This window comes from Vibrio sp. Isolate33 (assembly GCF_022397895.1).
Lineage (GTDB): Bacteria > Pseudomonadota > Gammaproteobacteria > Enterobacterales > Vibrionaceae > Vibrio > Vibrio pomeroyi.
The window spans coordinates 318,667-332,346 of record NZ_JAKEUP010000001.1 but is presented as its reverse complement, the minus strand read 5'-3'; the positions used below and the strand labels follow the sequence as shown (position 1 = coordinate 332,346).

Sequence of the window (13,680 nt, the reverse complement as noted above, 5' to 3'; positions counted from 1 at the left end):
ATTATTAGAAGAGTCAGTTAAAAGGAGGGACGACATGTATCGATATGTCAGTTCGCCACAAGCATCCAAATACATCGTACCACCACCTCAACATCGAGAGTTGTCTAGCGTTGATGTACCCGAATCTGAATTGGAGATGCGAGAAATTCTAAACAATTGGTTTGCCGATGGTTTAGCACCGATTATTCAAAGTGATGACGATTATATTTCTGTCAGCGATCAAGTTCGATTTGAGAAACTCAGCCGTACGGTTGGAATGTTGTTGAGGAACAAAGATTATTACTTCGCAGCCAAGCGCATTTTGTCTGTGTGGGAACAAGACAGCCTTGAGACGACCTACGTCAATTACCTCATTCTACGCAGTGAACGTACTACTTTGTTGAGGCAGTAAATACGCCAGTGCAACTCAGTAAGTCTGTTAACCAACAAAAAGGGCAAGCTTGAAAGCTCACCCTTATGATTTTTCTTTAAATGTCTAATCTAGCTATTCAGTGTTCTAGCCGATCAGTTTTGTTTGCTTGATTGCTGATCTTCCCAGTGGCTAATTTCCTTAGACCCAACCATCGAATTTAAGTCGCTTTTGAATTCTCTCGACTGCTTCTTTCTGCATCTGTCTAACACGCTCATTAGACACATTCACATCCAACATTTGTCCAATCTCAGATAACGTTTTTACTTTGTTATCGAAGAAGCCGAAACGGTGAATAAGCACCTTCTGTAATTTTGGTGGCAATGTGTTGATGATCTCTTCAAGCGCGTGTGTGAATGATTGATCTTCACAGTCTTGTTGAGGGTCGGGGATGTATTCGCTTTCGCATTGTTCCAGCACGAGTGGAGCATGGCTGATGCCTACGGTTGTTGTTACGTCAATAAAACCGCTTAACGCGACCAGTTGATCGACACGTTCAGCTTTTACTCCAGAGCTGTTCGATAGCTCGGATATTGAGATCTCTTTGCTCATCTTTTTGCTGACATCGAGCTTCTTTGAGGCAAGGCTATTAATCTCTTTACAGACATGAGCAGGCAATCGGACGGTGCGCCCTTTGTTCATTAAAGCGGCTTCAATGTTTTCGCGAATCCACCACACGGCATAGGTTGAAAAACGATAGCCAGGTTCTGGGTCGTATTTATCAATAGCCTTAATCAGACCGATATTACCTTCTTCGATAAGGTCTAGCAGCGTGAAGTTGTTGCCTTTACGCTTTAGGTAACTTTTCGCGATTTTTACAACAAGTCGCAGGTTCGATTCGATCATTACGTCGCGCGCTTGTTTATCTCCGGCACGGTTCAATTTCGCGTAATAAAGTTCATCTTCACGCGACAATAGATCAATGCCCACAATATCCTTTAGATAGTGAGCATAAGGTTCTGCGTTGGCAGAAAATGATTCTTTAATGGGTGTGTCATCCGTGAGCCCCTGAAACGCAGCAAAACTGTCATTGTTCATTTCCTTGTCCTTATCTAGCCGACTGAACGTTTTATTTTATTATTATGCCACCAAGTGATTAACGCTTGGTTTCATTAGAGTGTAGATAACACTTTCTCCTTTACCAATAAATAAAATGCAATTTCATATGTTTTTGTCACAAAAATACCTACAAATATTTAACTAAGTTGCATCTTATTGAGAGGGGCGTTATTTCAACTAAAACATGAAGATGCATGGTTTATAAAGCATGTGTTATGCATTGACGTATGTAGATAGGTTGAGTGAATTTATAGGTGTGAGTCAGCTATATAATTGGTAGGGGAAATGAGGCGAAAATGGCAAGAGTCGAGGTTCCATGTTTCCAAAGTCCCTCAGCTCTCAGACCTGTTCTGTGGATATTGACCGCTACACCAAGCTTAAAAAGCGATGCTTGAAAGCTCAATACATTGACTAGTAAGTAGCAAGTACTTCGTCGATTTGCTGGTTGATGATCTTCATCTCGCTGTAGATAACGGAAAGATCATCGTCTTGTGGCGCAAGCTTATTAAGTGTGTTTTGTTCGACTCTTTCTAAGGCCACTGTAGCAGTCTCTTCGCCAAAGCTGGCTAATATGCCTTTCAAGGTATGCACAGTGAAATGAAGCTTGCCCCAATCTTGTTGTTGTACTAATTCTTCTATCTCTTCGAGTGAATTGCCATGGTCTTCTTGGTAAGTCGACAGCACAGCGTAAATCACTTCTCTGTCATTATCTAAGTAGGCATTTAAAGCATCAAAATCTAGCATATAGACTCCTGTCGGCTGCTTGTTGAGAATGGGCTAGGTGGCTTAGTGGAAAAACCATACCTTGATGAATCACTGATCCATTGGTTCCATCTTGGTGGAAGTTCTAGCTGTGTCAGTTCTTCTACGTATTCGTCACTAAGGTTTACCTCTATGTGAGCGTTATTGACGGCATATAGATAGTCAAGTTTAGCGGCGACTGAATAAGGGTAATTGTGAATGTAATCTTTTAATTCTTGGATCGACCCCGAATTTCCGATATTGATGCATGTGGACGGGTCGGCTGTGTTTGACGCCAGTTGTTCTTGTACTGGCTCCCCACGAGATTTGAGGCATTCCGCTACAAGGTGGTACAACGAATATTCGCCAAAGTGGCTAAGCAAAGGCAACAATTGAGCTAGCAGCGAAGTCGGTTGGTTGAAAAAATGATTCGATAACAGTTTGGTTGCTCGTATCACTTTCTTATGGGCAACCAAAGGACTGTTTTCTATCAGCAATATACTGCTCTGGAACAGGGCAAGGCTGGCTAAAACTTGTTGTTGTAGCTTTGCTGGGAGCTTTAAATTCACCAACTCAGTGAATTGGTTGGCGTGCTCAAGCAACATACGTTTGTTACTTGTCTGAGTTTCTCGTTGGTAGGTTGCTTTTAAAGAGTCGTAGTGCGTGCCAATCGAATTAATCACATCAATATCGGCAGACGAAATGTGGGTTGCATACATTTCCCCAAGCTTAATCAACATGTGCGTATTGTCGACGTTCTCGGCCAAATCGATCGCTCTGATTGCGCGATGGCTGATGCTCGGCGTCATTTCAAATGCTCGTATCGCTAGCTTAAGCGCAGGCAGCAACATCTTATGTTTTTCATAGATACAGCTTAAGCAATCAATCACGTTTAGTGACAGCGGCTGCACAATCAAATAATTGTGCAGTTTCTCTATCGCTAGGTTCGGTTTACCTAAGCTGTCTAAAATTAATGCCTCTGCAACCAACTTGGTCGGGTGCATTTTTGTTTTCGAAGTCGTGAGAACGTTTGACAGCAAGTCCCATTTTTTATCCGCAATCAAGTGCTCGATCAGTGTCGCTTCGAATTGTACGTTCACTTGGTTATTAGGAATCGCTAGCGCCTGTTTCAGCACTTCAGGAGTGTTAATCGGGTAGAGGCGGTTTAGCTGATCAATTTGTTGAGATTCGAACACAGCATTTTGGATTTTCTTACCCAACGACTGAGTGTGGATCGGTTTAGAAATGAAATGATGCGCTTCGCCGGATAGGGCGGTTAGTACGGTTTCTTGGCGCATATCACCGGAAAGTAGAATCGTCGCAACCGTATGATCAATAAGTCGATTTCGGTAAAGAATGCCCAACAATTCAAACCCTGTGAATGATTGCTCTAAGTGGTAATCAATGAGGAGAACGTGAAAAGAGTGCGTCTCGACCGCTTTTATGGCTTGTCGATAATCGGTTGCAATGAAGATGCAGTCGCGCGAAATGCCAAGGCTCGCCAATTGTTGCTTGATAAGTATCGTTGCACTTTTAGAGTCGTCGACAATCAAAACCCGTAGGTCTGGTGGTAAGGTCAAATCCATTTTCCTCAATACCAAATGTTATTTTTAATTTAGGTGTCAGGTTGCACATTGTCAAGACGGCATCTTCTTTAATGAGATCACTTTAAGTCCTTGTTGTTATGTCGATTATTTACAGGATAAAAGTTTAATTGGATTGAGTTTTTAGCGCGTATAGCCCTCTGTTTTATCGTTGTTTTACTTTATGTATCGGTACCTAATCATAATGATAATTATTTTACCTGATGCATATTATTTACCGTACTTATGTATTTAATCGAAATTATTTGTGGTGATCATCTTTTATGTGAATTGTTGACGTGTATCCCTACAAGTATTCTTAGAAATAAAACACGGTGTATTATTCCGTTTATAAGGATATTTGATGTTTTCGCTTTCCATAAAAAATAAAGTTTTGGCTTTGTGCCTTTTTTCGTTTTCTGGCTTCAGTAGTATTTTATTTGTGGGTGAGGGGGCCTTAAGTAACAACAATGAACAAGTGAATCGAATAGATGAAGTTATTTATCCAATCATGGACTCTTCATCAATGAATAAGGTTTTAATCGATCAACTTGCAGAGCGATTCAATCTAGCTGTTACGCTAGGTGATGAAGAACTGCTAGCAATGAACGTTACAACATATAAAGCGATTCTTGCTAACTTCGAATTACAGGCTGAGTTAGACCCATCTATAGAGCATTCAATTTCTGAACTTCAAGAAAATACGAAAGCTTATTTTGATTCTGCGTACCGAATAGCTGAAGGGATGATCGAAGCGGATATTTCACTGAGTGAAGCAGGACAACTGGCTAAACAGAGCAGTGAAATACTGGAAGTGTTGACCAAAGGTATTAACGACTTTTCCGCCGCTCGAATTTCTGATTTCGAAAGCTCAGTAACTTCTCTTGAAGAAAACAATCTTCGTTCAAACCAGATTATGAGAGTGCTTGGCATTTTAGCGTTGATTTCATTGTGTATCTTTGGTTGGTTTGTTGTCTATGCCATACGTAAAGACTTAGCCAATATAAGCGATAAAATGAGAGATATAGCGGAAGGCGAAGGTGACTTAACTATTCGGCTTAAACATGAGAAAAACGATGAACTTAAACCATTAGTTGACTCGTTTAATGCGTTCGTTTCTCATCTGCAACGTAATGTTACAGAGACCATTGAAAACGTAGTGGAGTTAGATTCTATTTCGCGTTCTTTAGTGAGTTCAAGCCAAAATACACGTACTTTATCTAAGAACCAACATGTGGCTATTGAGGAGGTATCCCAATCTTTGCTGCAACTATTTAGCGCGGCTAAAGATATTGCAAACAATGCAAGTGATGCATCGCTGTCTGCTACAAGTGCAAGCGAACAAGCGTCTATGGGCGAAGTACAGGTGAAAAGTACCATTCTAGCGGTACAAGAACTGACTACCGATGTCCGTCAAGCTTCAAAAGTTGTTGGGCAATTGGATACGAATACTCAAAGTGCTGGCTCGATACTCGATTCAATCAGCGCAATTGCTGAGCAAACCAATTTACTTGCATTAAATGCAGCTATTGAAGCTGCAAGAGCGGGGGAACAGGGAAGAGGCTTCGCTGTCGTAGCTGATGAAGTTCGTACGCTAGCATCCAGAACGCAAAGCTCGACACAAGAGATCCAGTCCGTGCTTTCTCGACTGCAAGAGCAAGCAAAAATGGCGTCAAAAATTATCTCTGAAAGCGCAATCAAAGCTGAGAATTGTGTTGAACAGTCATTAGTCGCGGAGAAGTCTCTTATTCAGATCACCAAAGATGTTTTGGATATTAGTCAACGTAACGACAGCATTGCATCGGCAACTGAAGAGCAAGAGCAAACCTCGTCTCATATTGAAACGTTTGTAACGGATATTCGTGATATGGCTGAAGGTACTACTGACAGTGTTCAACAAGTTGATTCAGTCGCGCAAGATATTCAAAAAATCACACGAAACCTATCTGAATTAACGGGTCATTTTAAGATTCGTTAATCGTCCTTAATTCTTCCTGCTGTTTTTCTAAATGATGTTTTTCTTGATTACAACCAAGAAGAACAGCGGGAGTTTGCCTCGAATTTGGGGCTACTAATTATAAAAATGAAAACATAACTGTGGAGTTCGTTATGAAAAAGACAGTAATTGCTGCTTTAGTAAGTGTTGCTTGTGGTGTTAATGCTGCAAGTATGGAAGATATTAGTATCAGTGGTTTTGGCTCCGTAGGTATTGGGAAAGCGAACAATGATGTTAATTACGCAGGATACACCAGTGAGAATCTTGAATGGGAACAAGAGACACTTGCTGGGCTTCAGTTTGATTTTAAAGTGAATGAGAGAGCGAAGTTCGTTACCCAGATCGTTGCGAACAGCCGCTATGATTATGAACCGAAGATCGAGATGGCGTATGCATCATACGACTTTGACAGTTTTACAGCTCGCGCTGGTAAGCTACGTCTGCCTCTGTTTTTCTACTCAGATTACACGGATCTTGGTTACGCATACCCTATGATTCGCCCTTCGCAAGAGCTGTACGAAAATATTGTTTTAAAAAGCTATACCGGTGCTGATCTGTTGATTCCTGTAGAGTTTGAAAACTCCAGCCTATTGATTCAACCTGTTGTTGGTATTGGCACTATTGACGAAGATGACTCGATTGTTGGTGAAGTTAAACTTGATAAGCTGATGGGTGTAAGTGCGAACTGGAACGTAGGGGATATGACGTTCCGTGGTTCTTACTTTGTTGCTGAATCGAACCCATCTTGTGATTTTAATAGCTCGTCTGATACTTACTGCAAGATGGCTCAGATGTTAGACAGCAAAGATGGCCAGTTTATTTCGATTGGCGCGCAATACGACAACGGTGATCTAATCGCAAACATCGAAGGCGCAGATGTACAGTTAGATGGTGAGTTCTATGATTACCAATCTATTTCAACATTAGTTGGTTACAGAGTGAATGAGTTTACCCCTTATATCACTATCAACTGGGTTGAAACTACTGATAACGAAGAGCGTGTAAACCTACCATCTTCGTCACTTAGAGAAGCTATGAACTACGAGCGTTTATCTTATGCGGTCGGCTCTCGTTGGGATTTTGCTAAGAATATGTCACTTAAAGTCGATGTAACTTATGTTGACTACAAAGGTACCAGCGGCGGCTTCCAAGAGAATATCGAAACAACTAGTAACCCACTTATCGCAACGGGTAATTTCTTTGAAGATGACTCAATCTTGTATTCAGCTAAGTTAGATTTCGTATTCTAAGGTATCAGTATGAAAAAGTTAGTAACGTTTATAGCAGCAACATTCATTTCATTTAATGCCGCTGCGGGTATGGTTGTTATCGGTAATAACGCAGGTGTAGATGCGTTAACCAGTGCTGATGTGAAAAGATTATTCATGGGCAATTCAAACCAATTGGGTAATGGCAGTAGAGCACAAATTGTAGAGCTTGTTGATGGCGCTGCAGGTCGAATTGCTTTCCATGAAGTAGCAACGGGTCGTTCTGAGTCTCAGCTGCAATCGGGTTGGGCTCGACTGGTGTTCACTGGCAAAGCAGAAGCGCCAATCCAAGTCGCTGACTACAGTGCTGTGATCAATCAAGTCGCTTCAAACGCGAACGCGATTGGTTATGTTGATGAAGCTGCGCTTACCAGCGAAGTTAAAGTATTGCTTAAGTACTAGTATCTGATTCAATAACGCAGATTTATAAAGCCCGATAACTAAGTTGTTATCGGGCTTTCGTGTTTTTACTTTCGCTGAGTTGAATGATGAATCAATTTAGCTCTAATCACGCATATTCAGAATCAATACAGCGGCTAACGCTAAGAATGCCGTCATCATTAAGAACACATCGTTATAGGCCATGATAGCGGCGTCACGTTGCATGGTTCCAAGTAAGCTTGCCTGTGCTTGTTGCATTGCTGTCGCTGCATCACTGCCTGATTGGATAAAGAACGCTTGCTGATCTTTGAGTGTTTGCCAACCAAGTTGACTCACTGAAGGTAGCGACTCTTTGATATGGGCAAGATGCTCACGGGTTTTGTTATCCAGTAGCGTAGCGATAATTGCAATGCTGAACGCACCACCTAGGTTGCGCATTACGTTGGTTAAAGTCGAAGCATCCGGTGTGTCGATTTTGCTTATGTTCTTCATGGCCACCAAAGACAACGGAACCATAATAAACGGGCTGCCAATAGCGCGCAGAAGCATAGATAAAATCAACTGCTGACCACCAAAATCAATTGTCATGTGGGTGTTCACGTAACAGCTGAAACCAAACATCGCGAAGCCGAAGGTCACCAAGTATTTAGGCTTAATGATTTGGGTTAACTTAGGTACGATTGGAAATATCAGTAACTGAGGAAAACCCATCCACATCAGAACTTCGCCGATTTCCATCGCGTTGTATTGCTGAATTTGCGTTAGGTACAGCGGTAATACATAGATAGACCCGAGCAACGCCATACCTAAAATCAGATAGGCGATACAAGACATCGCAAACTGCGCATCCCGCAATAGCCGCAAGTTCACCAGTGGCTTCTTGTGTTGCAACTCGTTTATCACGAAGTAAACCAAACTGACCGCAGACACAATACTCAAGCCAACGATAAAGCTTGAGCTAAACCATTCTTCACGGTTGCCTTCTTCTAGCACCACTTCCAAACAACCTAAACCTAGTGCCATGGTTGCGATGCCGAACCAGTCGGCTTTTTTCAACGTACCAAGGTCGAGTTTTTCATCGTCCAAGCCATAGCGGATCATGGTGATCACGAGCAGAGCGGGTGGAATATTGATGTAAAAGATGTAGTGCCACGAGAAGTTCTCGGTCAACCAACCACCAAACGTTGGGCCAATAGACGGAGCAAACGTCGCGGTAACACCAAACAGCGCCATGCCGACGGCGCGTTTGTTGATAGGCAGTAGTTGAATAACCAAGGAGAACGCGAGTGGGATTAATGCACCACCACTAAAACCTTGCATCGCACGGAACACGATCATTGATGTCATGTTCCACGAAAACGAGCACAGCAAAGATGAAATGGTAAAGATTGCCGTAGTCCACGTGAGATAACGACGCTTACCGAGCGCTTTTGAAAGCCAACCACTGAGCGGAATAGCAATCATCTCCGCAACTAGGTATGACGTCGAGATCCATGAACTTTCATCCAAGGTTGCAGACAAGGCACCTTGAATATCTTTAAGGGACGAGTTGGTGATCTGGATATCCAAGATCGCCATAAACGCACCAATCAATCCGCCGAATAGGGCGATCCAATGGCGAGTTGATACTTTGTCCTCATCATGAGTTGAGGTGACAACACCAGCGCTGCTCATGGTCTAGCCTCGTTTATCGATGGTCGCAACCACAGACAAACCAGGAAGCAATCGACCTTTCAACTCTTGCTGATCTGGAATGGTAATTTTCACAGGGACACGTTGAACAATTTTGGTGAAGTTACCTGTCGCATTTTCAGGTGGCAGCAGCGCGAACTTAGCGCCAGTCGCAGGGGAGAAGCTGTCTACCACGCCTTCAAGTGGCTGTCCTGGAAAAGCGTCTAGCTCAACTTCAACCGTTTGACCTTTGTGAATGCCACTTAGCTGTGTCTCTTTGAAGTTTGCTTCAATCCACACTTGGTTGTTAGGCACTAGACTCATAAGCGGAGCACCGGCTTGAATCAATAAACCTTCACGCACACTGCGCTTACCAATGATGCCATCAGTAGGTGCGTAGACTTTGGTGTAATCAAGGTTGAGTTGTGCTTGATCTTGTTGTGCTTGCGCTTCTGTTACTGAGGCTTTGGCTTGCTCAATTTCGCTCGCAATAACGATGAGTTGGTCATTGGTAGCGACAAGGTTGGCTTTCGCTTCTTCTAAGTCAGCAAGGGTCACTTTTTGTTGAGCGACCATGCTATCGACTTCATCTTGAGAAGCGTAATTGCGTTTTAATAAGCTGCGAGAGCGCTGCACTTGTTGGATCGCACGTTCATATTCTGCTTCGGCAGAGTCGACGCCACTTTCTGCTTGGTTGATTTTGCTACGTTGTAACGTTTGTTGAGCGATTAAGTTCTTTACGTCGGATTGTACGACGGCTAAATGGGCATTCGCTTGAGCAAGGGCTGCTTGGTAATCACGGTCATCAATTTGAACCAATAGGTCGCCTTCTTTCACCGATTGGTTATCACTCACGTAAGACTTAACAATATAGCCAGATACTTTAGGGCTAATATTGGTGATGTCGCCTTGTAAGTAGGCGTTATCGGTCGATTCAAAATACTGGCCGTAGCCATACCAATATCCAGCGCCGGCTAAACCCAATGACAGCATGATCGCAGTAGCAATAAGCGGTGCTTTTTTACGTTTTTTTGTGCTTACTGATTGCGAAGCGTTGTTGTTCTCTGTCATTTCTATTTTCTCATTTTGTTTTTATTTAGATGTAACGAATTGTAAATGAAAGTCATTGATTGATAAGATAGGAAAAAAGGGAAACACTGTTGCAAAAATCTTACTAATAGCGAGTTTGGGGAGGTCGGATGGACTTAAATGCGGTCACTATTTTTACACAAGTGGTTGATTGTGGGAGTTTTACACACGCAGCTGAAGCCTTGAACATGACGAAGTCGACCGTCAGTCGAAAACTGGCCGAGCTAGAACAGCACCTAGGTGTGAGATTGATCACTCGTTCGACACGAAGTTTGGTATTAACACCGGAAGGTGAGCGCTTCTATCAGTCGAGTATGCAAATGCACGAGATCATGAATCAAGCTGAGCTAGAGGTTTCTGCCAATCAAGACCTGATTCGAGGCCCTCTAAATGTGGTGTTGCCTGTCGAGCTGGGACATCAAGTGTTAGCGAAGTATATTCACAGCTTTCTGCTTGAATACCCGAATGTAACGATGAACTTGGAACTGACTAATCGAGAAGTCGATATTATTGGTGAAGGCATCGATCTTTATGCGCAAATCGGTGAGTTGGCAGATTCCAGTTTGGTTTCTCGTTTTTTGACGACTTCAGGGCGAGTGTTGGTCGCCAGCCCTAAATATTTAGAGCAATTTGGCGAAATTAAAACGCCCAAGGATCTCAAGTCACCATTTCGTATGATTGAAGTCTCGAATAAAGCGGCACGTTTACCTAAATGGAAGTTGCAGCTTGATGATGGAGAGTCTGAATATATCGAGCTGCCAAGCCAGCTGAAGGTGAATACCATTACCGCGTGTTTGACAGCATGTGTCGATGGGTTAGGGCTTGCGGTGCTCCCTGAGTTCATCTGTCGAGAACATTTTAAAACAGGTCGGTTGGTGCACTTGCTGCCAGAATACGACATGCCACAAGTCTCGGTTAGCTTGGTGTACGCCGATAGGCAGCTCATGCCCAAACGAAAAAAGGTGTTTATTGACTACTTACTAACGGCATTCCTCAGTGAGAAGAATAAGTAGTGTTCGTCTAGTCTATCGAAGTGATTCAGAGCCCTCAGTTCTTTAGCATCTAAACAGAAAATTATGGGAAACAAAGAGCTAAAGAACTGAATATTAAGACCTGACATTAAGGACGAGAGCACAAACGTAATCAATTCAGCGTTGGTTTCCATTCAACGAATTGTCCATTGCTCAACATAGCTTTGATAGAAGTCGCTGCTATTGTGACGCCGTTTTGGCTAAACGCTTGGTCAGAGAAATTCGCGATGATCTTACTGTCGTCACTGAATACGGTTTGTTGAACATCGCCGTTTTTGTCTAACCAGTCGAAATCGACCAACTGCTTATCCCATAGCTGCTTGTGTATAGGTTCGAAACCGTCTTGATAGTGCTTCAATGCCTTTAGCCTGGTGCTTGAGCTAGATAATGCTTCATCTCTTGTCAAATGAACCATCGCAGGTGTGTTGTAAAGCATGGCAGTTAAATCGCGGTTGGCTTTCACATTGCTGAACTTGAGACTGTCTGAATGCCAGTGGTGCGTGTTAATCACCTCATCATGGAATACGGCTTGGTATAGCGGAATTCGGTATTGAGGCGAAAACAGCAGTGACTTATAGGGTTCTTTCACTTTTGCCGATTTGAAGAAAAAGTCCGGCTTATGATCAGGGTACCAGCGACCTAAGTAATAAGGCGACTTGCGGTTTTCTTTCATGTCTTTGTCTGTCCAACCAAAGCCGACCGTTTCTAAGCCGTGTGCAAACGCGATGCCTTTGGTTGTCAGGCTATTGCCATCTTCAGAACCCAACACCAAATTTGGTTGCTCACTTAACCACTGCATTCGGTTATTAAAGGCAGAAAGCATATCCGACTCATTGGAATTGTCTCGATATTCCTCACGCGCCATTGCTGTCGCATCCACATCTAAGAACAAGCTATTGAAGTTGCCGAACCTCATAATGTCTTGAGCGCGCTGCTTTACGTAATCTAAATGGCAATTCGGATTTAGATAATAACCGTTACCTCGGAATCCTTTTTTCAAGCTGCCATCCGCTAGTTCAATCGCGCACGTCTCGCGAATAGGTGTAGGTAATTGAGCCGTTAGCCAGTTGTCATTTAACTTAGCTGGTATGGCAGTGTTGTAGGAGTCGTAGGTTCCAACCAGATAACCAGACTGTTTAGCCAGTTCCACCGCGTTCGGTTGATAGAAAGCTGGCATCCAATTATCAAAACCCAGCCAAAGCTTATTCAGGCCCGCTTTATTTAGGTTGCTGACCATGTCCGATGACAAGGCTTGTCCCCAAGTTTCAGGTGCATTGAGATAAGAAGACGCGCTCTTAATCAACCAGCTTTTCTTGTGTTGCGCAGCGGTATATTGAGCTCTAATAGCGTTGTCAGTGAGTGTTGGAGTGGCAACAGGATATAAGCCTTGCAGTGATTGGCTGATAGAGTCCAACAACAGCTGCTTGTGATATTGACTGAACCAATCTTTGCCTTTAGACAGTGAAGACAGTTCTCGCTTGGCTTCACTTGGAACAATCAGTTTTGACTTCTCTAGGTACCAAGCGTTTAATCCCCACCAGTCGTTCACATCTTGGATGCTCAATGGGTCTTTACCAAACAGATAAACGTGGCTCGCGCCAATTAGCTTGCTCACGTCAGGATCACGCTTTTCCTTTTCGACAAGCGATTTAGAGAGGCCGTTCTTAACGCGCCAATCTCGGTATTGTTTGGCACCATCTAACCAAGAATCGCCAATTGTTATGCGAATCGTGAAAGGCTGAAACTTGTTCAGCATGGTAAATTGATGTGATGCGTTCATATCAATTTTGGTGTTTGTATTAGCGGACGAGTTAGAAAAAAACAAAAGATTGTTGGTTGGGTTGACCAACTGGTAACTGATGAATTGATCCTTCTGTTGCACGGTCCAAAACGGCATTTTTAAGTCTTGAGTTGTGTTGCTTCCAGAATGATTGGCGACTAGATAGTTTGCCCACTGCTTATTGTCGGTAGGCACGCGCATCCCTTCGCTAAAGGGCAGGAATAGGGTTTGAGTTTGCTGCTCTGCAAGGTCAAACCAAGCGAGTTCAATGGGGTGATTTCGTTTTACTTCTGTCTTTGTAGGTAAGGTGAATTGGACAAGAAGATCATTTTGCTTCAATTCAGCTTCAACATGGATTCCGCTTGGTATCAGCGTCCAAGATGCTATGGCTTTTGAGTGAGCGACAAGTTTAGTGACTTGCTGAGGCTGACGATCAACGGTCAGAGCATCGCTATTCACGCTTAAGTCATTCCAATCAATCTTCAGTGTTTCCGTTGAAATCGATACTGTGTCGCTGTTGTTGGTATTCGTTAGCGTTATCTGGCTGTCTTGTGCGTTTGCTGAGAACGTACAAGTGCTGAAGAGAGCCGCGATGGCGAAAGACGTAAAGTTAAGATGGTGACGTACACTGAGCATATCTAGGTTCCGTAAAGAATAAGTACGGTTATTACA

The 13,680-nt window shown here is 43.1% G+C and carries 11 protein-coding genes; 5 read left to right on the top strand and 6 right to left on the bottom strand.

Going from position 1 to position 13,680, the window contains the following annotated elements:
• Positions 1-34 precede the first annotated feature (34 nt).
• Positions 35-391, top strand: coding sequence for a hypothetical protein (locus L1D37_RS01420; RefSeq protein ID WP_210472828.1), 357 nt, complete (start codon positions 35-37; stop codon positions 389-391).
• 159 nt (positions 392-550) lie between these two features.
• Here L1D37_RS01420 and L1D37_RS01415 read toward each other — a convergent pair whose 3' ends face one another.
• The 3 genes from L1D37_RS01415 to L1D37_RS01405 form a co-directional block, all read right to left on the bottom strand.
• Entirely contained in the window at positions 551-1,447 is an 897-nt protein-coding gene (locus tag L1D37_RS01415; RefSeq protein ID WP_239846610.1) for a sigma-70 family RNA polymerase sigma factor, read from the bottom strand.
• 432 nt (positions 1,448-1,879) lie between these two features.
• The gene (locus tag L1D37_RS01410; protein WP_132762834.1) at positions 1,880-2,212 is read right to left on the bottom strand and encodes an Hpt domain-containing protein; all 333 of its coding nucleotides are present in this window, start codon (positions 2,210-2,212) and stop codon (positions 1,880-1,882) included.
• A complete protein-coding gene (locus L1D37_RS01405; RefSeq protein WP_176679762.1) occupies positions 2,206-3,795 on the bottom strand; it encodes a response regulator in 1,590 nt (529 codons plus the stop codon). The genes L1D37_RS01410 and L1D37_RS01405 overlap by 7 nt, the downstream gene beginning before the upstream one ends.
• Positions 3,796-4,156: 361 nt before the next feature.
• Here L1D37_RS01405 and L1D37_RS01400 point away from each other — a divergent pair, with 361 nt between their 5' ends.
• The 3 genes from L1D37_RS01400 (at position 4,157) to L1D37_RS01390 (ending at position 7,458) form a co-directional block, all read left to right on the top strand.
• Complete coding sequence (locus L1D37_RS01400) at positions 4,157-5,770, top strand: methyl-accepting chemotaxis protein (protein WP_176679761.1); 1,614 nt, start codon at positions 4,157-4,159, stop codon at positions 5,768-5,770.
• Positions 5,771-5,901: 131 nt separating this feature from the next.
• Entirely contained in the window at positions 5,902-7,038 is a 1,137-nt protein-coding gene (locus L1D37_RS01395; RefSeq protein WP_239846609.1) for a hypothetical protein, read from the top strand.
• A 9-nt stretch (positions 7,039-7,047) separates the two neighbouring features.
• Positions 7,048-7,458 (top strand): phosphate ABC transporter substrate-binding protein, encoded by a 411-nt coding sequence (locus tag L1D37_RS01390; protein ID WP_176679759.1) that lies wholly within the window; start codon positions 7,048-7,050, stop codon positions 7,456-7,458.
• A gap of 102 nt (positions 7,459-7,560) precedes the next feature.
• Here L1D37_RS01390 and L1D37_RS01385 read toward each other — a convergent pair whose 3' ends face one another.
• Both L1D37_RS01385 and L1D37_RS01380 read right to left on the bottom strand, forming a co-directional pair.
• The gene (locus L1D37_RS01385) at positions 7,561-9,111 is read right to left on the bottom strand and encodes a DHA2 family efflux MFS transporter permease subunit (RefSeq protein ID WP_239846608.1); all 1,551 of its coding nucleotides are present in this window, start codon (positions 9,109-9,111) and stop codon (positions 7,561-7,563) included.
• Between the two features lie 3 nt (positions 9,112-9,114).
• Positions 9,115-10,179, bottom strand: coding sequence for an HlyD family secretion protein (locus L1D37_RS01380; RefSeq protein WP_239846607.1), 1,065 nt, complete (start codon positions 10,177-10,179; stop codon positions 9,115-9,117).
• A 128-nt stretch (positions 10,180-10,307) separates the two neighbouring features.
• Here L1D37_RS01380 and L1D37_RS01375 point away from each other — a divergent pair, with 128 nt between their 5' ends.
• The gene (locus L1D37_RS01375; protein ID WP_239846606.1) at positions 10,308-11,210 is read left to right on the top strand and encodes a LysR family transcriptional regulator; all 903 of its coding nucleotides are present in this window, start codon (positions 10,308-10,310) and stop codon (positions 11,208-11,210) included.
• 130 nt (positions 11,211-11,340) lie between these two features.
• Here L1D37_RS01375 and L1D37_RS01370 read toward each other — a convergent pair whose 3' ends face one another.
• Positions 11,341-13,644 (bottom strand): glycoside hydrolase, encoded by a 2,304-nt coding sequence (locus L1D37_RS01370; protein WP_239846605.1) that lies wholly within the window; start codon positions 13,642-13,644, stop codon positions 11,341-11,343.
• Between the last annotated feature and the right edge of the window lie 36 nt (positions 13,645-13,680).

Coding starts and splice junctions, on each gene's coding strand:
- L1D37_RS01420 (WP_210472828.1), top strand. CDS start 35: ATGTATCGATATGTCAGTTCGCCACAAGCATCCAAATACATCGTACCA.
- L1D37_RS01415 (WP_239846610.1), bottom strand. CDS start 1,447: ATGAACAATGACAGTTTTGCTGCGTTTCAGGGGCTCACGGATGACACA.
- L1D37_RS01410 (WP_132762834.1), bottom strand. CDS start 2,212: ATGCTAGATTTTGATGCTTTAAATGCCTACTTAGATAATGACAGAGAA.
- L1D37_RS01405 (WP_176679762.1), bottom strand. CDS start 3,795: ATGGATTTGACCTTACCACCAGACCTACGGGTTTTGATTGTCGACGAC.
- L1D37_RS01400 (WP_176679761.1), top strand. CDS start 4,157: ATGTTTTCGCTTTCCATAAAAAATAAAGTTTTGGCTTTGTGCCTTTTT.
- L1D37_RS01395 (WP_239846609.1), top strand. CDS start 5,902: ATGAAAAAGACAGTAATTGCTGCTTTAGTAAGTGTTGCTTGTGGTGTT.
- L1D37_RS01390 (WP_176679759.1), top strand. CDS start 7,048: ATGAAAAAGTTAGTAACGTTTATAGCAGCAACATTCATTTCATTTAAT.
- L1D37_RS01385 (WP_239846608.1), bottom strand. CDS start 9,111: ATGAGCAGCGCTGGTGTTGTCACCTCAACTCATGATGAGGACAAAGTA.
- L1D37_RS01380 (WP_239846607.1), bottom strand. CDS start 10,179: ATGACAGAGAACAACAACGCTTCGCAATCAGTAAGCACAAAAAAACGT.
- L1D37_RS01375 (WP_239846606.1), top strand. CDS start 10,308: ATGGACTTAAATGCGGTCACTATTTTTACACAAGTGGTTGATTGTGGG.
- L1D37_RS01370 (WP_239846605.1), bottom strand. CDS start 13,644: ATGCTCAGTGTACGTCACCATCTTAACTTTACGTCTTTCGCCATCGCG.